Origin of the sequence: Flavonifractor sp. An4 (assembly GCF_002161755.1) — a bacterium.
GTDB classification, from domain to species: Bacteria; Bacillota; Clostridia; order Oscillospirales; family Oscillospiraceae; genus Flavonifractor; species Flavonifractor avicola.
In genome coordinates, this window is sequence record NZ_NFIL01000037.1 from 1 (window position 1) to 21,452 (window position 21,452).

14 protein-coding genes are annotated in these 21,452 nt (G+C 60.3%); 10 read left to right on the forward strand and 4 right to left on the reverse strand.

Annotated elements, in window-relative coordinates; all coding sequences use genetic code 11:
* Nucleotides 1-245 precede the first annotated feature (245 nt).
* Nucleotides 246-722 (reverse strand): Cys-tRNA(Pro) deacylase, encoded by a 477-nt coding sequence (gene ybaK, locus B5F94_RS13180; protein ID WP_087330717.1) that lies wholly within the window; start codon nt 720-722, stop codon nt 246-248.
* A 67-nt stretch (nt 723-789) separates the two neighbouring features.
* Here ybaK and B5F94_RS13185 point away from each other — a divergent pair, with 67 nt between their 5' ends.
* From B5F94_RS13185 to B5F94_RS13220, 8 genes are all read left to right on the forward strand, one after another.
* Nucleotides 790-1,833 (forward strand): M42 family metallopeptidase, encoded by a 1,044-nt coding sequence (locus B5F94_RS13185; protein WP_087330719.1) that lies wholly within the window; start codon nt 790-792, stop codon nt 1,831-1,833.
* A 296-nt stretch (nt 1,834-2,129) separates the two neighbouring features.
* Nucleotides 2,130-4,196: a single-stranded-DNA-specific exonuclease RecJ gene (gene recJ / locus B5F94_RS13190; protein WP_087330721.1), complete on the forward strand. Its 2,067-nt coding sequence runs from the start codon at nt 2,130-2,132 to the stop codon at nt 4,194-4,196.
* Nucleotides 4,197-4,235: 39 nt separating this feature from the next.
* On the forward strand, nt 4,236-6,470 hold the full coding sequence (locus B5F94_RS13195; RefSeq protein WP_087330723.1) for a RelA/SpoT family protein: 2,235 nt from the start codon (nt 4,236-4,238) through the stop codon (nt 6,468-6,470).
* A 75-nt stretch (nt 6,471-6,545) separates the two neighbouring features.
* Nucleotides 6,546-6,761: a hypothetical protein gene (locus tag B5F94_RS13200; RefSeq protein ID WP_242958978.1), complete on the forward strand. Its 216-nt coding sequence runs from the start codon at nt 6,546-6,548 to the stop codon at nt 6,759-6,761.
* Nucleotides 6,748-7,959 (forward strand): ATP-grasp domain-containing protein, encoded by a 1,212-nt coding sequence (locus B5F94_RS13205; protein WP_087330725.1) that lies wholly within the window; start codon nt 6,748-6,750, stop codon nt 7,957-7,959. The genes B5F94_RS13200 and B5F94_RS13205 overlap by 14 nt, the downstream gene beginning before the upstream one ends.
* Nucleotides 7,956-8,660 carry an aspartate/glutamate racemase family protein gene (locus B5F94_RS13210; protein WP_087330727.1) on the forward strand — a complete coding sequence of 235 codons (705 nt, stop codon included), beginning with the start codon at nt 7,956-7,958 and terminating at the stop codon, nt 8,658-8,660. The genes B5F94_RS13205 and B5F94_RS13210 overlap by 4 nt, the downstream gene beginning before the upstream one ends.
* Before the next feature lie 46 nt (nt 8,661-8,706).
* Entirely contained in the window at nt 8,707-10,239 is a 1,533-nt protein-coding gene (gene murE, locus B5F94_RS13215; protein WP_242965681.1) for a Mur ligase family protein, read from the forward strand.
* Entirely contained in the window at nt 10,229-11,056 is an 828-nt protein-coding gene (locus B5F94_RS13220) for an epoxyqueuosine reductase (RefSeq protein ID WP_087330737.1), read from the forward strand. The genes murE and B5F94_RS13220 overlap by 11 nt, the downstream gene beginning before the upstream one ends.
* 315 nt (nt 11,057-11,371) lie before the next feature.
* On the opposite strand, the gene B5F94_RS13225 is transcribed toward B5F94_RS13220, so the two are convergent.
* A complete protein-coding gene (locus B5F94_RS13225) occupies nt 11,372-11,770 on the reverse strand; it encodes a hypothetical protein (RefSeq protein ID WP_242965682.1) in 399 nt (132 codons plus the stop codon).
* A gap of 421 nt (nt 11,771-12,191) precedes the next feature.
* Here B5F94_RS13225 and B5F94_RS13230 point away from each other — a divergent pair, with 421 nt between their 5' ends.
* Together B5F94_RS13230 and B5F94_RS13235 are read left to right on the forward strand one after the other, a co-directional pair.
* Nucleotides 12,192-12,995 (forward strand): DAPG hydrolase family protein, encoded by an 804-nt coding sequence (locus B5F94_RS13230; protein WP_087330733.1) that lies wholly within the window; start codon nt 12,192-12,194, stop codon nt 12,993-12,995.
* 28 nt (nt 12,996-13,023) lie between these two features.
* On the forward strand, nt 13,024-13,473 hold the full coding sequence (locus B5F94_RS13235) for a hypothetical protein (RefSeq protein ID WP_087188443.1): 450 nt from the start codon (nt 13,024-13,026) through the stop codon (nt 13,471-13,473).
* Nucleotides 13,474-13,770: 297 nt separating this feature from the next.
* Here the strand turns inward: B5F94_RS13235 and B5F94_RS13240 are convergent, their stop codons facing one another.
* Both B5F94_RS13240 and B5F94_RS13245 read right to left on the reverse strand, forming a co-directional pair.
* Nucleotides 13,771-19,614, reverse strand: a complete 5,844-nt coding sequence (locus B5F94_RS13240; protein WP_087330735.1) for a beta-N-acetylglucosaminidase domain-containing protein — start codon at nt 19,612-19,614, stop codon at nt 13,771-13,773.
* Between the two features lie 251 nt (nt 19,615-19,865).
* Nucleotides 19,866-20,951 carry an S-layer homology domain-containing protein gene (locus B5F94_RS13245; RefSeq protein ID WP_242965683.1) on the reverse strand — a complete coding sequence of 362 codons (1,086 nt, stop codon included), beginning with the start codon at nt 20,949-20,951 and terminating at the stop codon, nt 19,866-19,868.
* Nucleotides 20,952-21,452 lie beyond the last annotated feature (501 nt).

Sequence of the window (21,452 nt, forward strand, 5' to 3'; positions counted from 1 at the left end):
CGGGCGGCCGTTTTTCGTGGGAATCCGTCCCTTTTGCCGGGGAAACGGATTGCCACGCCAGTGTGCGCACTGGCTCGCAATGACAGGTTTGTGCAAAACAGCTATTTTGCAACAGGCCCATGTGCCGCTTTCAGCGGCACGGCCATGAAATCAAAGCGCATGGGCCGGGACGGCCCATATGCGCATAAACTTCATGCGCCACAGCCTTTGCTTGTTTTCGTGGTATACTCTTGGCGCATAAAGTTTTATTTCGCCACCGGAGCAAACCGGCCCCGCACCAGCCCGGCCAGGGCCGCCGGGGCCACCTCCACCTGGGCGCCGATCTTGCCGGCGCTGACGGTAATGGTGTCCAGACCCTCCACACTCTGGTCAAAGACGGTGGGGAACTGCTTCTTCATGCCCACCGGGGAGCAGCCCCCGTGGACGTAGCCGGTGAGGGGGAGCAGCTGGGCCTGCTTGATCATCTCGATGGATTTCTCCCCCACCGCCTTGGCGGCGGCCTTCAGGTCCAGCTCCTTCAGGACCGGGATGACGAACACATAATATTTCTTGCTGGCCCCCTGGGTCACCAGAGTCTTGCACACGCTGGCCGGGTCCTTATCGATGAGGGCGGCCACGCTGGCGCCGTCCACCGCCCCGTCGGGGTGGGCGTAGTGGTGGGGGGTATAGGGCACCTTCTTTTGATCCAGTACCCGCATTACGTTGGTCTTTTCTTCGGACATGGTTGCATCGCTCCCGTGGTTTGGTATAAGATAGAGACATCTTACTACAACCGAGGAGCGGATGCAAATGTTGTTGGATACCTTAGGAAGCCGCGGGCAGCTGCTGAACATCGCCCAGCGGCTTTTGTCCATTGATAGCCCCAGCGGCTTTACCCAGAATGTGGTGCGGGAAGCGGAGCAGATCGCCCAGGACCACAGCTATGTGACCCGCCGCACCAACAAGGGCAATCTCATCGTGTCGGTGCCCGGCCGGGAGAAGGGCAAGAAGATCGGCCTGTGCGCCCACGTTGACACTCTGGGGCTGATGGTGCGGTCCATCACCGCCGACGGAATGCTGATGACCACCAAGGTGGGCGGCCCCATCCTGCCCACCCTGGACGGCGAATACTGCCGCATCTATACCCGGGACGGCAAGGTGTACACCGGTACCATCCTGTCCCTGTCCCCCGCCGCCCACGTCTTTGACGACGCCGCCACCCGGCCCCGGGATGAAAAGAACCTGGCGGTGCGCATCGACGAGAAGGTGAGGAGCAAGGCGGACGTGGAGGCCCTGGGCATCTGCCCCGGGGATTATGTGTGCATTGATCCCAAGACCACCGTCACCGAGAGCGGCTTCCTCAAGTCCCGGTTCATCGACGACAAGGGCAGCGCTGCCTGCCTGCTGGTGCTGCTGCGGCTGATGCACTTTGCCAAGGTACGCCCCCGGTACGACACCGAGGTGTGCTTCACCGTCCACGAGGAGGTGGGCCACGGAGGCGCCACCCTGCCCCAGGTGGACGAGCTGCTGGCGGTGGATATGGGCTGTGTGGGTGACGATCTGAGCTGCACCGAGTATCAGGTGTCCATCTGCGCCAAGGACAACAACGGCCCCTATGACTATGAGATGGTGAGCCGCCTGGTGGAGCTGGCCAAGGCCAACGGTGTGGATTACGCGGTGGATATCTATCCCCACTACGGCTCTGACGTGGCGGTGGCCTGGAAGACCGGCATGGACGCCAAGGGCGCCCTCATCGGTCCCGGTGTCCACGCCTCCCATGGCATGGAGCGGACCCATTTTGATGGGATGAAGGCTACGATCGATTTGGTGAGCCTGTATCTGGAGCTGGGCTAAAAAAGAAGAAGTCCGCTCCATCTCCGCCGAAGGCGGGAGCCCGGCGGAATTCATTTCTGACGGGTGATAAATAAAAAGAATGGGGTCCCCGCGGGACTGTGGTCCCGTGGGGGGTGGACCCATTTTGATGGGATGAAGGCTACGATCGATTTGGTGAGCCTGTATCTGGAGCTGGGCTGAGAAAACAGGCGGGCGGCCTTGTGGGCCGCCCGCCGTTTTTTTCCAAGCCCTTGTCACAGGGAAAGGCATTTGATATAATAAAGGGTAATTTTAATGGGAAAGGACGGTGGCCGCCCATGAAATATAAACAATGGAATCAGGCGGCCAGCGATCCGGCCGCAGTGGCCGCTCTGGAGCGGGCGGGACTGCCCACTCTGGCGGCCATGACCCTGTGCGCCCGGGGGATGGATACCCCGGAGAAGGCCCGTGCCTTTCTGGACGCGGGACGGGGTCAGCTTCAGGACCCCCTGCTGATGAAGGATATGGACCGGGCAGCCGCCCGGGTGGCCCGGGCTCTGGCGGCGGGGGAGACCATTGCAGTCTACGGCGACTATGACGTGGACGGCATCACCTCCACCAGCCTGCTCACCGATTTCCTCCGGCGGGAGGGGGGAGATGTGATCCCCTACATCCCCGACCGGATGGAGGAGGGCTACGGCCTGAACACCGACGCCCTGGACACCCTCCACCAGGCGGGGGTGAGTCTGGTGGTGACGGTAGACTGCGGCATTACCGCTGTGGAGGAGGCCCGTCACGCCGCCCGTCTGGGTATGGATCTGGTGATCACCGACCACCACGAGTGCAAGGAGGAACTGCCCGCTGCGCTGGCGGTGGTAGACCCCCATCAGGCCGGCTGCCCCTATCCCTTTAAATGCCTGGCCGGCGTGGGGGTGGCCCTCAAGCTGGTGCTGGCCCTGGGTGGGAAGCCCCGGCAGGAGGAACTGCTGAACCGGTACGCCGATCTGGCGGCCATCGGTACGGTGGCCGACGTAATGAGCCTCACCGGCGAGAACCGCACCATTGTGCGCCTGGGGCTGGAGGCTCTGCGCCACACCGGCCGCCCCGGCCTGAAGGCCCTGCTGCGGCAGGCGGGTCTGGAGGAGCGGCCCCTCAATTCGGTGGCCATCGGCTACACCCTGGCTCCCCGGCTCAATGCCTCGGGGCGGATGGGCTGCGCCTCTCTGGCAGCCGAACTGCTGCTCACCGCCGACCCCGTCCGGGGAGAGGAGCTGGCCATCCAGCTGTGCGAGCTCAACCGGGAGCGGCAGACCATTGAGGCCCAGATTTCCGCCGAGTGCCAGGAGCTGGCCGAGGCCCTGCCGCCGGAGGAGCGCTATGCTCTGGTGCTGGCCGGCGACCACTGGCACCAGGGGGTGGTGGGCATTGTGGCCTCCCGCCTGGCGGAGAAATACTCCTGCCCCGCCTTTATGATCTGCCTCCAGGACGGCAAGGGCAAAGGCTCCTGCCGGTCCTTCGGCGGCTTCAACCTGTTTGCCGCTCTGGAGCACTGCGCCCCCCTGCTGGAGGGCTTCGGCGGCCATGAGCTGGCGGCGGGCTTTACCATTCTGGAGGAGAACATCCCCGCCTTTACCGCCGCCATGAACGACTATGTCCGTCAATGTACCGGTGGAACCGAGATGGTGTCCACCCTGGAGGTAGATTGTCCGGTGGACGATGTGGGTATCCTTACCCTGGAGGGGGTGGAGGGCCTGGACCTGCTGGAGCCCTATGGCTCGGGCAACCCCAAGCCGGTGTTCTCCCTGTCTGGCTGCCTCATCACCGCCCTCAGCGAGGTGGGGGGCGGCCGGCACCTGAAGCTGAAGCTGGCCTCCGGCGGCCGCAGCTTTGACGCCATTTTCTTCTCTGCCACCGCCGCCGAGATGGGGGTGGCCCAGGGAGACCGGGTGGATGTGGCCTTTACCCCCCAGGTCAATGAGTACCGGGGGTGGCGCTCGGTCCAGTTCCAGGTGTGTGACCTGCGTTCTGCCCTGACCCGGGCCCAGGCCGAGCGGGCCCTCTTTGAAAAATTCCGCCGGGGCGAGGAACTGACCCGCCGGGAGGCGGCCGCCCTGCTGCCCACCAGAGAGGAGTTCGTGGTTCTCTGGCGCTATTTGAAGGGCCATGCCGGACAGTCCCCTCTGGAGGAGACCGCCCACCGGCTTGCCCGCAACATCGCCCGCTCCGCCGGACGGCGGGAGACCGTCATGCGTACTCTGGTATGTCTGGAGGTCTTTGACGAGCGGGGACTCATCCAGCTGGAGCATACCACCGACCACCTCCACATCGCCCTGCGGACGGTGGAGGGCAAGGTGGATCTGGATGACAGCTGGATCATGCGCCGGCTGCGGGGCATGAGCGGATAAATTTCCCTTTCATTTTTATTTCGACAGGAGGTGCCCTGTATGGACCCCATCCTGGAGCGTTATCAGGCTCTTGAGGACAAGATTAAAACCTATAACCCGGCGCTGGATACCCAGCGCCTGTTCAGCGCGTTCACCTATGCGGACAATGCCCACTCCGGGCAGCTGCGCAAGGATGGATCGCCCTATATCACCCATCCCCTGGCGGTGGCCGAGATCGTAGCCGAGCTGGAGCTGGATACCGACTCCATCATTGCCGCCCTGCTCCACGACTGTATCGAGGACACCGGTTCCACCCACGAGGAGATCGCCAAGCTCTTCGGGACGGTGGTGGCCGACCTGGTGGAGGGCGTTACCAAACTGACCCGGGTGCAGTATACCTCCAAGGAAGAGGAGCAGATGGAGAACCTGCGCAAGATGCTCATGGCCATGGCCAAGGACATCCGGGTGATCCTGATTAAAATCTGCGACCGGCTTCACAATATGCGCACCATGGAATACCAGTCTCCCAAGAAGCAGAAGGAGAAGGCCCTGGAGACCATGGAGATCTACGCCCCCATCGCCCATCGCTTAGGTATGCAGCGCATCAAGTGGGAGCTGGAGGATACCTCCCTGCGCTACCTGGACCCGGTGGGCTACAAAGAGATCTCTGACGAGCTGGCCGCCCGCTCTGCCGCCCACGAGGAGTTTTTGGCCACCGTCCAGCGGCGCATCCAGGAGCGGCTGGACGCCGAGGGCATCCACTGCACCATCTACGGCCGGGTGAAGCACGCCTACTCCATCTACCGGAAGATGTATACCCAGAACAAGACCATGGATGAGATTTTTGATCTCTATGCCTTCCGGGTCATTGTAGATGACATCCCGGAGTGCTACAATGTGCTGGGCGTCATTCACGATCTCTTTAACCCGGTGCTGGGCCGGTTCAAGGACTACATCGGCACGCCCAAGCCAAACGGCTACCAGTCCCTTCATACCACCGTCATCGGCCGGGACGGCATCCCCTTCGAGGTGCAGATCCGCACCTGGGAGATGCACCATACCGCCGAATACGGCATCGCCGCCCACTGGAAGTACAAGCAGGGCATGGCCAACACCAAGCTGGGCACCGAGGAGGCCTTTGAGTGGGTGCGCAAGCTGCTGGAGAGCCAGCAGGACGTAGACGCCGAGGAGTTTGTCCGCACCATGCGGGTAGACCTGTTCTCCGACGAGGTGTTCGTGTTCACCCCTCGGGGCGACGTGATCAACCTGCCCGCCGGGGCCACCCCCATCGACTTTGCCTACAACATCCACTCCGCCGTGGGCAACCACATGACGGGGGCCAAGGTCAACGGCCGCATGGTCACCTTCGACACCCCCCTGAAAAACGGCGACATCGTGGAGGTCATCACCTCCAAGTCGGCCCACGGTCCCAGCCGGGACTGGATGAAGATCTGCAAGTCCAACGAGGCCCGCAACAAGATCCGTCAGTGGTTCAAGAAGGAGCGGCGGGAGGAGAACATCGCCACCGGACGGGCCTCCTTCGAGTCGGAGCTCAAGCACGTGGGCCTGTCTCTGGCGGCCATCACGGCTGAGGACGTGCTGCCCTTTATTTTGAAGAAGGTGCGCTTCGGCACCCTGGATGAGTTGTACGCCGCCATCGGCTACGGCGGTATGTCCGCCCAGAAGGCAGTGGTGCGGGTCAAGGACGAGATGACCCGGCTCAACCGACTCCACGCCGAACAGGCGGCCGCCGCCGAAAAGACGGCCCAGCAGCAGGATGCCATTTATCCCGCCACCAGCAATCAGCCCACCGTGCCCGTCAAGACCGGCAAGCACGACCAGAGCGGCATCATCGTGGAGGGCATCGACAACTGCCTGGTGAAGTTCGCCAAGTGCTGCACCCCCGTGCCCGGCGACCCGGTGGTGGGCTTTATTACCCGGGGCTTCGGCGTCTCCGTCCACCGGGCGGACTGCCCCAACGCCGCCCCCGAGAAGCGCAAGCCGGAGGAGGAGGGCCGCTGGATCAAGGTATCCTGGGCCACCGGGGAGCTGGCCACCTACCGCACCTCCCTGGAGATCGCCGCCAAGGATCGGGACGGCCTGACTCTGGATGTGGCCATGGCCCTGTCCACCATGAAGGCCAAGACCACCAGCCTGTCCGCCCGGTCCATGCCCGACGGCTACGCCACCGTCAGCATTGTGCTGGAGGTCAAGAACCACACCGAGCTTACCGCCGTCATCAACAAACTGGGTCAGATCCAGGGCGTGTACCAGGTAAAACGCGCCGCAGGATAAAAAATAATCTAGGGGCGGCCACAAGGGTCGCCCCTGCGGTACGACCACTGCCTTTTCTCTTGTTGAGGAGAACGAATGATGATTCAGAGAGAGATACTGCAAGAAAACGAGACCCTGGACCGGCTGATCTCCCAGTGCTTTGCGGGCGGAGAGCTGCTCCGGCGGGAACTGCGGCTCACCGAGGCCCAGGCCGCCTATGTGGCGGGCCATTATTGCGCCCAGGTCATTCCCATGGGCGAACATTGGTATGAAATTACCTTCCAGGAGGCATTTTACAATGGCTGCAACTGAATTTGTGCCTGTGCTGCTGGGTTCGGACATCAACGCCTACAGCATGGCCCGGGCCTTTCATGAGGCCTACGGCGTACATTCCGTGGTGTATGGAATGTTCCCCGCCAGCGTATGCGCCGGCAGCAAGATCATCGACTACCGGGTGCGGGAGCACAACGACCGGGTGGACAAGGTGCTGGAGAACGTCACCGAGGTGGCCAAAGAGCACCCGGACAAGAAGATCCTGGTGCTGGGCTGCGGAGACAACTACCTCAACTCCATCTCCGCCAACCTGCCCAACTACCCGGAAAACGTCATCGCGCCCTATGTGGACCTGTCCATGCTGGAGACCCTGATCCACAAGGAGAAGTTCTACGACCTGTGCGACCAGTACGGCATCGACCATCCGGCCACCTACGTCTACCACAAGGGAGAGGGCCACGGCTTTACCCTGCCCTTCGAGGGCCCCTTTGTGGTCAAGCCCGCCGAGTCGGACACCTACTGGAAGCATCCCTTCCCCACCCAGAAGAAGGCCTACGTCCTCCAGACCCGGGAAGAGGTGGACCAGGTCATCGACGACATCTACAACGCCGGATATGAGGACTCCCTCATCATCCAGGACTTTATCCCCGGTGACGACAGCTATATGCGGGTGGTCACCAACTACTCCGGCGCCGACGGCAAGGTGCGCCTCATGTGCGTGGGCCACGTCCTGCTGGAGGAGCACACCGCCCACGCCATCGGCAACCATGCCGTCATCATCACCGAGCCTGAGCCTGAGCTGTGCGAGAAGCTGAAGGGCTTCCTGGAGGCCATTAAATTTACCGGTTTCTCCAACTTCGACATCAAGTACGACCAGCGGGACGGCAAGTTCAAGGCCTTTGAGATCAACTGCCGCCAGGGCCGGTCTAACTACTATGTCACCGGCGCGGGCTACAACCTGGCCAAGTACCTGGTGGAGGACCGGGTGCTGGGCAAGGACTGTGAGCTGACCATCACGAAAAACCGCCATCTGTGGTGGGTCATTCCCCCCAAGGTGGCCTACGACTATGTGAATCCCAAGTACCACGAGGAGATGAAGGCCCTGGAGAAGGCGGGCGCCGTGGTCAACCCACTGTTCTACAAGCCGGACAACGGCCTGGTGCGTACCCTGCGCATTATGAAGGGTCAGAAGCGGTATGTGGGCTGGTATGCCTCTTGTATGGAGAAAGTCCGATGAGTGAACAGAGATTGGGGATCTTGGGCGGCATGGGGCCCCAGGCCACCCAGGACTTTTATCAGCGGATTCTGGACCGTACCGACGCGGCCAAAGACCAGGAGCACCTGCCTACCCTGATCTGGAGCGACACCTCCATGCCCGACCGCACCGCCGCCATTCTGGGGGGCGATGCGGAGGGCTGCTACCAGCGGCTGCTGGCGGGTGCCCGTCTGCTGGAGGGGGGTGGCTGCACCGTGCTGTCCATTCCCTGCAACACCTCCCACTACTTTGCCGACCGGCTCCAGGGGGATATCTCCATTCCCCTCATCCATATGCCCCGGGAGACCGTGGGAGTGCTGGCGGAGGAGGGGCGGCGCAAGGTGGGCATCCTGGGCACCGACGGCACCATCCGCACCGGTGTGTACCAGAAGGAGTGTACCGCCCGGGGCATTGAGGCCGTCTCCCCGCCGGAGGAGGTCCAGAAGCTGGTGATGAGCATTATCTACGACGAGATCAAGCGGGGGGAAAAGGGCTCCCGGGAGAAATTCGCCGTCATTGACCGCTGGCTCCATCAGGCCGGGTGCGACAGCGCCATTCTGGGCTGCACCGAGCTGTCTGTCTACCGCACCTATCACGGCCTGCCCGACCACTATCTGGACGCCATGGACGTGCTGGCTCAGCGGTGTATCACCGCCTGCGGCTACAAGCTGCGGATGGTATAAGCAATGGGCCGATGGAGACATCGGCCCGATCAGTTTCTGGTGGTGAATGACTATGACCGATTTCCGCCGCCCTCTGGGCGACTATGTGCAGCTGCTGCTGCGCCATGACCTGCTGTCCGACAAGGGACCCATCCCCGCTGATCTGACTGCCCCCGTGGCTCTGGTGTCCTGTGACTCCCAGGTGGTGATCCCCCGCACCCTCTTTATTTGCAAAGGGGCCAAGTTCAAGGAGGACTACCTGCGCCAGGCCATGGACAAGGGGGCCTTCGTGTATGTCAGCGAGACTCCCTATCCCAACGTGCCCCTGCCCTGCCTGCGGGTGACCGACATCCGGCAGGCCATGGGTCTGCTGGCCGATCTGGCCTACGGCCACCCCTCCGGTAAGCTGACCATCACCGGCATCACCGGCACCAAGGGCAAGACCACCACGGCCTACTATATCAAGTCCATCGTGGACACCTGGCTGGCTGCCCAGGGCCACCGGGAGAGCGCCCTGCTCTCCACCATCGTCACCGACGACGGCCTGGAGCGCAAGCCCGCCAAGCTGACCACCCCGGAGCCCCTGGATCTCCAGCGCCACCTGTCCAATGCTGTCACCGCCGGGGCAGACTACCTCACCATGGAGGTGTCCTCTCAGGCTCTGAAGTATGGCCGGGTCATCGGGGTGGACCTGTCCTGCGCCGTGTTCCTCAACATCGGCGAGGACCACATCTCCCCGGTAGAGCACCCCGATCTGGAGGACTATCTCCAATCCAAACTGTTGATTTTCCGGCAGGCGAAAACCGCCTGTATTTCCATGGACTGCGATCACGCCCCTGAGGTGGCGAAGGCAGCTGCCTGGTGTGAGCAGGTCATCACCTTCTCGCAGAAGGACCCGGCCGCCACGGTGTACGGCACCAACGTCCGCAAGGAGGGGAACAAGATCGCCTTCCACGTCCGCACCCCCCGGTACGAGGGGGAGCTGGCCATCTCCACCCCCGGCCTGTTTAACGTGGAGAACGCCCTGGCCGCCGTGGCGGTGGCCGAGGCCTACGGCATCTCCCGGGAGGCGGTGGAGCAGGGCCTGGAGAAGGCCTTCGTCCCCGGCCGCATGGAGCACTATGTCAGCGCCGACAACCAGATCTCGGTCATTGTGGACTACTCCCACAACGGCATGAGTTTGCAGAACGCTCTGCGCTCCGTCCGGGCGGAGTACCCCGATCGCCAGCTGACGGTCCTTTTCGGCTGCACCGGCGGCAAGGGCATCGACCGCCGGGAGGGCATGGGCAACGCCGCCGGTGAGTGGGCCCACCGGGTCATCCTCACCGAGGACGACCCCGGCCCTGAGGAGGTGGAGGACATCTGCGCCGACATCGGGGTGTTCCTCAAGCGGTGGAACAAGGAGTACACCGTCATTCCCGACCGGGAGCGGGCGGTAGAAACCGCCATCCTGGAGGCCCAGCGTCCCGCCGTGGTACTGCTGGCGGGCAAGGGCTGCGAGGAGGCCCAGAAGCGGAAGAACGGCCCCGAGCCCTGTATCCCCGACGGAGTGCTGGCCCAGCAGGCTTTGGACAAGTACGACCGGGACCATGCTGAATGAGGCTTTTGCCGCCGCGGGCGCCGCCGCCTGGGGCGGCTTGCCGTTTTCGGAGCTGGCGGCGGATATGACAGAGGCGGCGGTGGAAAAGGCGACGGCGCTGTGTCCCAACCCCCGCACCGTGCTGGTGGCCGCCTTCCCCTACTACGCCGGGGACCGGCCTGGCAACCTGTCCCTCTACGCCCGTGGGCGGGATTATCACCAGGTTGTTACCGGGAAATTGAATACTATTTGTGATATTTTGCGAGAAAAATACCCGAATGGGGTATGTTTGCCCGCTGCCGACAATTCCCCCCTGCCGGAACGGCAGGCTGCCTGGCGATGCGGTATCGGCCTGCGGGGGAAGAATGGGCTGGTGATTTTGCCTCCCTACGGCAGCTATGTGTTCCTGGGCACCATCCTCACCGATGTGGAGCTGGACCTGCCGCCCCGCACGCCGTCCGCCCACTGTGTGGGCTGCGGCAAGTGCCTGGCCGCCTGTCCCGGCGGCGCCCTGGGAGAAGATGGGGTAAATCTGTCCCGCTGCCTGTCCGGCCTGACCCAGAAGAAAGGAGAACTGACTGGGGAGGAGGAGGCGCTGGTGAAGGCCCATCCCCTGATCTGGGGGTGCGACTGCTGTCAGCAGGCGTGTCCTTATAACGCCTCTCCCGAGTTGTCTCCTTTACCCGAGTTCCGGGAGGGACTGGTGGATGTGCTGGACGGGGCCGATCTGGAGGGACAGACCAACCGGAGCTTTCGGGAGCAGTATGGCGGCCGGGCCTTTGCCTGGCGTGGGCCCGCCCCCCTGCGGCGCAACCTGGAATTGAAAAAGAGTATGTAACAATCCCCCCGCTCCGGAAGTTCCGGAGCGGGGGGACTCAGTGTGTCGAAGTTTTTCGACACGCTTCTCAAAAATGCAAGCATTTTTGAGAGGGAATGCAGGCCGCCGCGCGCATGGCCCCAAGGGCCACACACTTGCGGCCTGAGAAGGGTGTTTTCCGACGTACACGCCGCCGGAAAACACAATTTTGACCCATTTCCGTCCTCTGCGGACGGCGGAACTCTGCGAGGCTCCTGCAGCAAAAATCGCAGAAATACATTTTATCGATAGACTAAATCCCCCCGCTCCGGAAGTTCCGGAGCGGGGGGATTGTTATTATCGGGGTGAAATGGGCTTCAGACTGCGGGCCAGCAGGTCGTCCATATAGCGGCACAGGGTTTGATCGGGGATATCGGGGCATTCCATGGTGATATGGGTATATAGTCCAATCAGGGCGGAGGAGAACATCACGCCCTGGATCACCGCATCCAGCTCGTTGACGTTGCGCTGCTCCAGCTTGCGGCGGAGGCTCTTCACAATGTCTTTTTTCCAGCGGTACACAAACATAGGATCTCCGCGGTTGCTCAGCAGGACCCGGTACCAGTCTAGGTTTTCCCGGATATGCGTAATGGTGCGCAGGGCGGTGTCGGTGGCGCTGCTGTGGTCCATGATGTCGGGCAGATTACGGCAGATTTCCCACAGGGCGGAGAGCAGCCGGTCCTCCACACCCTGCAATACTGCAAATTTATCCTCAAAATAAAGGTAAAAAGTGGAGCGGGCTATACCGCATACTTGGCAGATGCCGGCAATGCTTACGCCGTCGATACCGTCCCGCTGGTAAATTTCCAGAAAGGCGGATTCAATATCCTGAATAGTGCGCTGGCGGTTCAGCGTCCTGCGGGGGGCATATCCATCAACTGCCTCTCATTAGAAATCAAAGAAGGTTTGCGGATCTGCTGCAAAATAGGGGGTACTTTGCTTAAATTATTATTATATTTGACCAAGAATAAAATTGCAACAAAAAATCGGAGGGGAATGGACACTTTGCCTCCGTTTGTTCAGTTACTGTACGGTAGATTTTTGTGTGATATGTATAAATAGAGGTGGTTTATGCTATCTTTTTCACACAGAACAAACAGAAAAAGGAGGAGCTGTTATGAGCCAAAGACCTGTTCTTACCCCGGAGGAGCGGGCGCTGTCTTACGCCAAGTACTATGATCTGCCCATTACTCCCATTCCCCAGGAGAAACTTGCCATCTTGGAGGGCGGCCCTATTGATCCCTCTCTGGCCCTGAAGATTGAGGATCGCAACGATTTGTTCCTGCCCGGCTATCTGCCCTGTGAGACCGGCTACTGTGTGATGCCAAACGGTACCGGCTATCTGGCCAACCGCACTGAGATGCCCGGCGTCACTCCTGAGATGTTTGAGTGGTGGTTTGCCTGGCACGGCCTGAACGATATGCGCTACCGCATCTGGGACCCGGAGGACCACTTCTACGCCCGTCAGCAGAATCCGGACAAGGTGCTGGACCCCAGCGTGCCTATGCGGGAAAAAACTTGGGGCACCGTTCACCATGTATTGGAGGACATAGGAGGCGGTCCCGACGAGCTGATCCTGAACTTCCGCTATCCCCATGAGCTGGGATACGACGAGTCCAAAGTTGGTACCCCCGCCTGCGCCACTATGATGTGCGCCAACGGCCATGGACCGGTACCCGGCCAGGGTGTGGCCGCCATCATGACCCACATGGTCCGGGAGATCGAGGGCGGGATCGAGCTGCGTTCCCGCTTCTGGATCGGCTACGGCCTGGTGGACGGCCAGGTGGTCAAGCTGCTGCCCGACGGCGTCAGCGTGCCCCCGGTGGTGCCCATGGGCCTGTTTGCCCATAATCTGAAGGAATTCGGCCATCTGGCCGCCATCCTGCCCTCCCTCTACACCGAAGAGAAAGACCGCTGGTAAGCGGAACAGACGGAAAAGGAGAAGAATTATGTGTAAGAAAAAAGATTTTCCTGTAGTAATGAATGTATTTCTGGCCTTTTTCATTACCCTGGCGGTGACCATCTTCAACCTGGCAGTCAACAATAACCTGAATGTTCCCGCCCTGGTGGTTGGTATGGTTTACGGTTTCTGCCTGAATCTGACGCTGGAGACGCTCATTGACCTGCCTGCCTTTGGCAATTTCTTTGTCAAGGCCTTTCACCTGAAAATGGAAAGTATCGGAGCATACTTTGTGCGGATCTTTTTCATCGTGCTGCTGCTGGTGCTGCTGATGAGCTCCATCCTGATGTTCTGTGAAGTGGGCTTTCTGCTGGGTACGGGGTTCTTTGGTTTTTGGATCACCAAAGTGCCCGCTATCTTCCTGGTGGCCTATATAACCGCGCTGATCTTCTTCCCCCTGTGTATCAAGGGCGCCCAGGCGCTGTGCACCCGGGACTGAACTGCATACATAACCGTCAGCCCCTCCGTTCGGTACGGAGGGGCTGCTTTTGTCCATAAAGCTCCTCCGGCAGGCGGAGAAGACGTTGGAACGGCTTGCCTGCCCGCTCCGATACCGGGGCGGGCAGCCGCTGTGGGTGGCCTGGTCCGCCTTGTCTGACTGAATGGTATCGCCAATGCCCCAGGGTTAAGCGGTCTCCTTCAGTGGTGGACATCTTGTCCAGAGGGGGACAGACCACGTTCTTGGCAACAACAAGGGCGCGCTGCTGATGCAGCGCGCCCTTGCCGGCATGGATCTTTACTTCTGCAGACCCTGCGCAAAGTTCATGAAGATCTGCGCCACTTCCGCGCGGGTGGCGGTGCCAGTGGGATCCAGAACGTTGCCGCCCTTGCCGGACAGCAGCTTGGAGCCTACCGCCCACTCCATGGCCTCAGCAGCCCAGGAGGAGGTCTTGGCGCCGTCGGTGAAGGTGGTCAGGTCGCCCTTGGCGGACACATCGTAGCCCTTGCTCTCAGCGTAGCGGTACAGAATGACCGCCAGCTGCTCGCGGGTCACGGTGTCGTTGGGGGCAAACACGGTGTCGCTGTAGCCCTTGACGATGCCCTTGGAGGCAGCCCAGTTCACAGCGTCGGTGTACCACACGCCGCTCTCCACGTCGGTGAAGGACAGGGTGGCATCGGTCTCAGGCTGGCCCTCCAGCCGCCACAGGATGGTGACCACCATGGCACGGTTGGTGGTCATGAAGGGAGCGAAGGTGGTGGAGGAAGTGCCGTCCATCAGCTTGTTGTCATAGACGTACTTCACAGCCTCGAAGAACCAGTCGTCGGCCTTCACGTCGGTGAAGGGCAGGCCGGTGTCCACAGGGGTATCGTCCTTGGTGAAGGAGGCCTCCACAGTAACGGCAGAGGCGGGCATGGTGAAGGTGTACTTGCCGTTACCCTTATCGGTAAGATTGAGCTCATTGCCGTTCTTGTCGGTGACGGTAAGGGTATCCAGCTTGTAGCCCTCGTCGGCCTTCACAGTCAGGGTGACGGTGAGGCCCTTGGAAGCGCGGGTACGGCTGGGAGTCACGGTGCCGTTGTCGCTGTCCTCCACGGTGATGACGTAGGCGGTAGAGACGGTGGGGCCCTCAGGATCCACGGGGGCGCCCTCTACATCCACGGGCATGACGGCCTCGTAGGTCTGGCCGTTGTAGAGTACGGAGCCGCGGACGTACTGAGTGTCTTCGGCGTTGGGGTTGTAGGTGGTGCTGTCCCAGGTCACGTCGCAGGCGACGCCGAAGCCGGTGGACAGCTCCAGAACCACCTGCTCAGGCAGGTTGAGCATCTCGAAGGGAGTGCCGTAGTCCACGCCCAGGCTGGTGGGGTTCACCAGCACATTGACCACAGTAGGCTCGCCGGACAGGTTTACAGTCACGGAAGCGGTAAGGTTCTTTTCGTTGAGGATGCCGGTACCGGACAGGTCAAGTGTGCCGGTCAAGGTCTGAGGCTCAGTGGAGGCGGCGTCATAGCCCTCAGCGCTCCACTCTACGGGGAAGCGGAGGGTAGTGCCGTCGGACAGGGCAACTACGGCGCACGCAGGCAGCTCCAGATCGTTAAACGCGGTGTTGAGCCGGCCGTAGGCCACGGAAGGCATTACGGTCTCCACCACCACATCTTCAGGCTCGCCCGGCTCAGTGGGATCCAGGTAGCGGGTACCGGTGACCTCCAGCTCATTCAGGCCGATGGAGTGGCCGAAAGCGCTCTGGTTGATACCGGTGAAGTAGAGACGCAGGTAACGAGTACCCTCCGGAATGGCGGCTTCAAAGTTAGTCAGGGCATCGGTGCGGCCGTCGCCGCTCATACCGGTGTAGGTTCCGATGGTGGTCCAGCAGCTGGCGTCCTTAGCATTCTGGCCCTCAAAGGCGCTCTCATCGCTTACCGTACCTACATTGACAGTGCTGTAGTCGGTGGGTACAAAGTCAGAACCGGCCACTTGTACCACATAGTCGCTGGGCCATACCTTGGCATAATAGCTGGAGGAAACCTCAGTGATGTCGCACACATCCTCACCCAGATCCACCACGATCCAGGAGTCGGCGGTGTCATCGACCTTCATCTTGTTGCCGCTCCAGCGAGTGTCAAGTTTACCGTCCACAGCATCAGCGGCGAAGGTCTGACTATTGACCTCAAGGCCGGAAGCATAGACAGGATGCTCCAGAGCCAGGTTCTCCTCTTCGCCGGCCGTCGTTACAGCGTCAGAAGACGTGTCAACGGGGTCGTTTACGGTGACGGTAGCGCTCAAAGCAAAGCCGCCGGGGTTGGACAGACCGCCGGAGAGGTCATACGAACCGGTAAAGGTGTACTGGCCGGCGGTATCAGCCTTGTAGTTATCACAGGTCCAGGTCACGGGGATCGTGACAGTATTGCCGCCGCTGAGCACAACGTCCGCCTGGAAGGGCAGACCCACCTTATCAATGAGGGTACCGTTGGGCACAGAGATGACGAGGGGAGTAGTATCGGCTTCGTAGATGGCGGGGAAACGCAGGGGAGCGGTGCCCACAGGCACTTCTGCGGCGGTGCCGCCCTCTGCCAGGATCAGCTCAGCGATGGCGGGCGCGGTACCGGGCTCCCAATTCAGACGGACGCTCAGCAGGGGGCCGTAGCCTGCGGTGGGGAAGGTGTTGACGCCCTTATCCAGAACGCCCACGGTGATCCACTGCTCCTCCAGGTTCTGGACCTGGACCTCAGCGCCGCAGATGGCGGAGGGATCCTGGAGGATGGAGAGTTTTTCATAGGTCTTAGGTTCAGAGATGAGGTACTGCAGGTAGCCGCCTTCCTCGTCCACCTGATCCAGGGTGAAGAAGGTGGACAGCTTGCCGTCCATAAGAAGGTCAAACTCGCCCTCGGGGGTTCCGGAGAAGCCGCCGCTGGGGCCTTCCTGGTCCAGGTTCTTGTTGACCTCCAGCTCGTTCATCTTGATCCAGCCTGCGGCGGTCAGGGTGATCTCAATCTTGATGTAGCGGCCGGACACGCCGTTGCCGTTGCAGGCATAGTAGCGATAGGGCGGATCCATCTCGGAATTATCGGTAAAGTTGCCGATCACGGTCCATTCGCCGTTGGGATCGCTGCCGTCGCTGACGCTGATACTGGTAAAGCGGGGGTGGTCGCCCTGCTCAGGGAAGAACAGCGTCACATCGTACACAGGCTGCTTGGCGTCCATGTCAAAGATGATATACTGGCCTTCCGTCTGTTTTTTGTTGGTCCATGCCAAGGTGCTGCGGTTGCCGTCCACAATATTGTCCCAGGAGCCCTCGTAGAGGCCCATGTTGGTGGAAACGAAGGTAAGGTCGGTCTGAATAAAGGCAGCCTTGGCGGAGACGGAGGGCAAGTTGCCGGTAACGGGCGTATCGCCGTTGTTTACCAGGCGTACATAGCGCATGGTAGCGCTGCTCTCGGGGGCGCCGTCGGTCCAGATCACCCCGTTGGCGGAGTACTGGAGGGTAAGGCCTTCGGGCAGAGCGCCGCCCAGAGTGATCTCGCTGACGCCCATGATCTCGGGCAGGCGGATGCCCACATATTCACGGTTGGCCAGGGTGACGCCGGGCATGGCGGACATGGTGTAGTAGCCGCCGTCCTCGATCACGGTGCCGGTCAGTTCGGTGTTGGTGTAGAAAAGGCCTGTGTCTGTTTCAGCATCGCCGGCGGTCTCCACGGTAAACTCGCGTACGTCGGTCCAGAAATCCGGCGTATTGCCGTAGCCGGTCTCCAGCAGGCGCAGGCGCACATAACGGGCGGCCAGAGAGAGACCGGATACCTGAATGTCATGGGAATTGACCTTCTCGGTCAGCGCAGTCCAGTGCTGGCCGTCCACGGAGCACTCCAGCACGGCTTTGTGGAAGTAGTCGTGATAGCTGTCGGTTTTGCCCTGAAGCACATGAACGGAGTGAAGCTCCTTCACCGCGCCCAGGTCGATGCCGAAGTAGTCGCCGGCCTTCTGGTTGACGCCGAAGGCGGCGAACGTCTCGGGATTGCCGTCAAACATCTTATCGGACTCGGCGCTGGCCACCATCTCCCTGCCGCCCAGAACGGCGTAGAAGGTAGGCTCTTTGTTCAGCCCGCCGGGGTTGAGCAGCGGTACGATCTCGTCGGACACATAGTCCATCAGATCGGTGGCGAAGGGCTCGAGATACCGGCTGCCGGCCTTGGCGGTTACGGTATCATAATTGGGGGTTTTGTAGTTGTCCCACTCGTCCAGGCCGATGCCGGCGGCGGAATAGGCGGTCCAGGCGCCGTCCAGATCGCCGTTGTTGATGGCGATAGCAGCCTCGATCCCGCTCTTGGAGGCGTTGACGACGCCCACCAGGGAGTTGAGCCAGGGAGTCAGTTCTGCCACCAGGTTCTTATTGGCACAATCAGCCTTGAAAAGCTCTACGGACGAAAGAATGTGGTCAAACTCGGCCAGAAGGGCCACAATCTCAGGGTCATCTGCCTTGGCTGTGCCGGCCAGGACCTTGGCCTGGACGGAATCCAGGGTGTCCTTCAGGTACTCAGACTCGGGGAAGCCCTGGGGCACACGACCGGAGTCGGGGCAGTTGGACACGTTGCGGGCAATGGTCAGATAGGCGTCATAGACTTCAGGCTGGAGGTACTTGAAGCAGTCCTCCCAGAGGGTATCCATATAGCTGGTGTAGTTGTCCCGGTTCCAGCCCCAGGAGAACATCTGGAAGTAGGCCACCTTGTTGGCCTCCGGATAGTCCACGGGGTTGCAGATGATACCGGCCTGTCCGGTGATGTTGTCGGCATCGGCCAGATAGTGGCTGCTGACGCCCAGATAGATACCGGCCTTGTCGTGCTCGGAGCAGGGATAGTTCAGCCAGGTTACGGGATAGTGCTCGGACTTTTCATAAGGCCAGCTGATGTTCTCCTGTGTAATGGGGGAGTTGACGTCGGAGCCGGTCCAGTAGATGTAAATATCCTTGTCCAGACCTTCCTCGTTCAGGGCCCGCAGCTCAGAGCCATCGCCGGCCCAGCCCACATTGTAGCCGTTGGGGCAGTAAACGATGGGACGGCAGCCCATCTCCTCGCGCCAAGCGTTCATCTCGTTCAGGAGAGTGGCTACCTGTGCAGGGGTACCGCTGTTGTAGTCATCGTTCAGGATGTGGAAGCTGCGTACGCCTACATCGTACAGCTGCTGGAACTTGTCCTTCAGCTTCTTCACGTTCTCGAGGTATTTCTTGTAGGCGGCGCCGTCATTGGGGTCGGTGCTGCAGCCGGAGAAGAAGTTACCCTTACCGATGTGGACGGACCAGGTGTACTCCACGTGCATCTGCTTGCCCACTTCCACCAGATGCTGGATCTGAGCAAGCTCTTCTGCCGGGTAAAGTTCATCCCAGTTGTTGGAGTGGTAGGGATCGGTCTTGGACGCGAAGACATAGATATTGCCCTTCACATCCCGGATGGAGCGGATCTGGCTCTCGCGGCCCTCATAGGTATGGCCTCCATAGAAGCCCTCGATAAAGCCGCGGAAGATGGTGTTGGAATAGTCCTCGATCACTACGGGCAGGAATTTATTGCCGTAGAAGGAGGTAAACATCATCTGCAGGGTGGCCACGCCATAATAGACGGCATCCACGTTCTGGCCCTGGATGGTGATGATGCCGTTGGGATTGGTACCGGCGTCGGCACGCAGCAGATAGGAGTCGTACTTGTGGACGGTACCGGGCTTATTGGCCGGATTGAACAGGTCGGGGTAAGCTTCCGGTTCCCCCGCCTGACCGTCTACCAGGGTGTTTTCGCCCTTGATGCCCAGCAGAATGTTGGTTTTGGAGGGATCCAGAGTGGCGCTCACGACCATGGTGCGGTCAAAGCGGGTCAGGATCTCTTTCAAAAAGTCTACGGTGTACTGGTCTACATTGGTACTCTTTACCACGTTGACCTCTTTGGTCATGGTAAAAGAGCCGGTTCCGTACTCCACGGAGTGGGGCACGGGATAGATCTCATAGGCATTGGGATCTTCTGAGTATCCCTCCGAGAGATCTACCGCCGGGGGAGGCAATGTGAGCTCAGTTTCTGCCGCTGCCGTTGGCAGAGGGCCTGTAAGACCCAACGTCAGCGCCAGAGTAAGCAGCAGGCTGAGAACTCTGCCCATTTGCTTTTTCATCCTACTTCCTCCTTTTGTAATCTACAAAAATCCTCGTCAGTGGTATGGCGGGGACTATTGCCTGGTTTGCTTGTGCACTATAGCCCAAAAATCCCATTATTTTATATTGGTAGTTTTATATTACTCCATATACTTCCGATCAGGAAAGTATGAAATTTTATCATACTTTAATAACAGCGATATACCAGCGATGGCCGGGGACAATGTCCCCGGCCATCGCCTGGAAAAGAAGTAAAGAAATATGGGTGGTCTTACGCGGTCAAAAAACGCATGAGAATAGTGGCAACCTCAGCGCGGGTGGCGGTGCCGGTGGGATCCAGCTTGCCGCCATCTTTGCCGGTGATCAGCTCAGCGCCAACCGCCCAGGTCATGCCGTCGGCCGCCCAGGTGGACACGGCGCTGCCATCGGTGAAGGTGGTCAGGTCGCCCTTGGCGGACACGTCGTACTCCTTGTACTCGGCATAGCGGTACAGGATGGTGGCCAGCTGCTCGCGGGTTACGGTGTCGTTGGGAGCAAACACGGTGTCGCTGTAGCCCTTGACGATGCCTTTGGAGGTAGCCCAGTTCACAGCGTCGGTGTACCACACGCCGCTCTCCACGTCGGTGAAGGACAGGGTGGCGTCGGTCTCAGGCTGGCCCTCCAGCCGCCACAGGATGGTGACGACCATGGCACGGTTGGTGGTCATGAGGGGGGCGAAGGTGGTGGAGGAAGTACCGTCCATCAGCTTGTTGTCGTAGACGTGCTTCACGGCCTCATAGAACCAGTCGTCGGCCTCCACGTCGGTGAAGGGCAGGCCGGTGTCCACGGGGGTGTCGTCCTCCACAAAGGAAGCTTCCACGGTGACGGCGGAGGCGGGCATGGTAAAGGTGTACTTGCCGTCGCCCTTGTCGGTGAGCTTCAGTTCATTGCCGTTCTTATCGGTGACGGTGATGGTATCCAGCTTGTAGCCCTCGTCAGGCTTCACGGTCAGGGTGACGGTGAGGCCCCTGGTGGCGCGGGTGCGGCTGGGAGTTACGGTGCCGTTATCGCTGTCCTCCACGGTGATGGCATAGGAGGTAGAGGGAGTGGTAGCATTCTCCAGAGCCTGCATGGCATCCTCCAGAGCGGCCACAGCAGCGGTCACCTCTTCAATGGTGGCCAGAGGACTGTTGTTCAGAGCACGGGCATAGACCACAGCCTGGAACAGGTCGCCTTCCAGCCCGGTGCTGGTAAAGTCCAGCCCCTTTTCGGTCACGATTTCCTCTGCCTTGGCCAGCAGATCGTTGAGAGCAGTTTTGTCCACCGTCTGGCAAACCAGGAATTCCTGGATGTCATAGCGGCTGCCGTTGAAGGCCACGCCCTGGAATTTTACATAGCGGGCGCTGACGGGGTCAAAGGAACCGTGGCTTATATTTTAGAGAGATGCTTTTTGGGCTGCAAGTATGATTTTTTATCATACTTTTTGAGGCGCTGAAGCTTTTTTTGTACATATTATACAATAAAAATTTTTTCTTTTAACCGCCGCCAACGTAAGGAGCGGCACAACAAGACCGGGGGGCGAGCGGATCATAGCCGCGGCCTGTGGGACAGTTATCTGAATGTTCGGAAAGAGGCGGCAGGAATTCCGCCGGCTGATGTGCTTGTACGGATAGGGCGTGATCCATCCTACCATGATAGTTTCAGACAGATGCGGAAGAAAGCGGCCCAGAGAATAGAGGCCTGTGAGGAAGTGCGGGAAATTTAGGCCATGTTTGAAAAACAAAAGTTGCACAAACGGATATGATTTAGTAAACTATTGATATGGGAACAAAACGATATGAACTCACAGAAAGTGAATGGAATCGAATCAAAGATATGC

Bases quoted from the DNA above. Each gene is read 5' to 3' on its own strand.
- ybaK (WP_087330717.1), bottom strand. From the start codon at position 722: ATGTCCGAAGAAAAGACCAACGTAATGCGGGTACTGGATCAAAAGAAG.
- B5F94_RS13185 (WP_087330719.1), top strand. From the start codon at position 790: ATGTTGTTGGATACCTTAGGAAGCCGCGGGCAGCTGCTGAACATCGCC.
- recJ (WP_087330721.1), top strand. From the start codon at position 2,130: ATGAAATATAAACAATGGAATCAGGCGGCCAGCGATCCGGCCGCAGTG.
- B5F94_RS13195 (WP_087330723.1), top strand. From the start codon at position 4,236: ATGGACCCCATCCTGGAGCGTTATCAGGCTCTTGAGGACAAGATTAAA.
- B5F94_RS13200 (WP_242958978.1), top strand. From the start codon at position 6,546: ATGATGATTCAGAGAGAGATACTGCAAGAAAACGAGACCCTGGACCGG.
- B5F94_RS13205 (WP_087330725.1), top strand. From the start codon at position 6,748: ATGGCTGCAACTGAATTTGTGCCTGTGCTGCTGGGTTCGGACATCAAC.
- B5F94_RS13210 (WP_087330727.1), top strand. From the start codon at position 7,956: ATGAGTGAACAGAGATTGGGGATCTTGGGCGGCATGGGGCCCCAGGCC.
- murE (WP_242965681.1), top strand. From the start codon at position 8,707: ATGACTATGACCGATTTCCGCCGCCCTCTGGGCGACTATGTGCAGCTG.
- B5F94_RS13220 (WP_087330737.1), top strand. From the start codon at position 10,229: ATGCTGAATGAGGCTTTTGCCGCCGCGGGCGCCGCCGCCTGGGGCGGC.
- B5F94_RS13230 (WP_087330733.1), top strand. From the start codon at position 12,192: ATGAGCCAAAGACCTGTTCTTACCCCGGAGGAGCGGGCGCTGTCTTAC.
- B5F94_RS13235 (WP_087188443.1), top strand. From the start codon at position 13,024: ATGTGTAAGAAAAAAGATTTTCCTGTAGTAATGAATGTATTTCTGGCC.
- B5F94_RS13240 (WP_087330735.1), bottom strand. From the start codon at position 19,614: ATGAAAAAGCAAATGGGCAGAGTTCTCAGCCTGCTGCTTACTCTGGCG.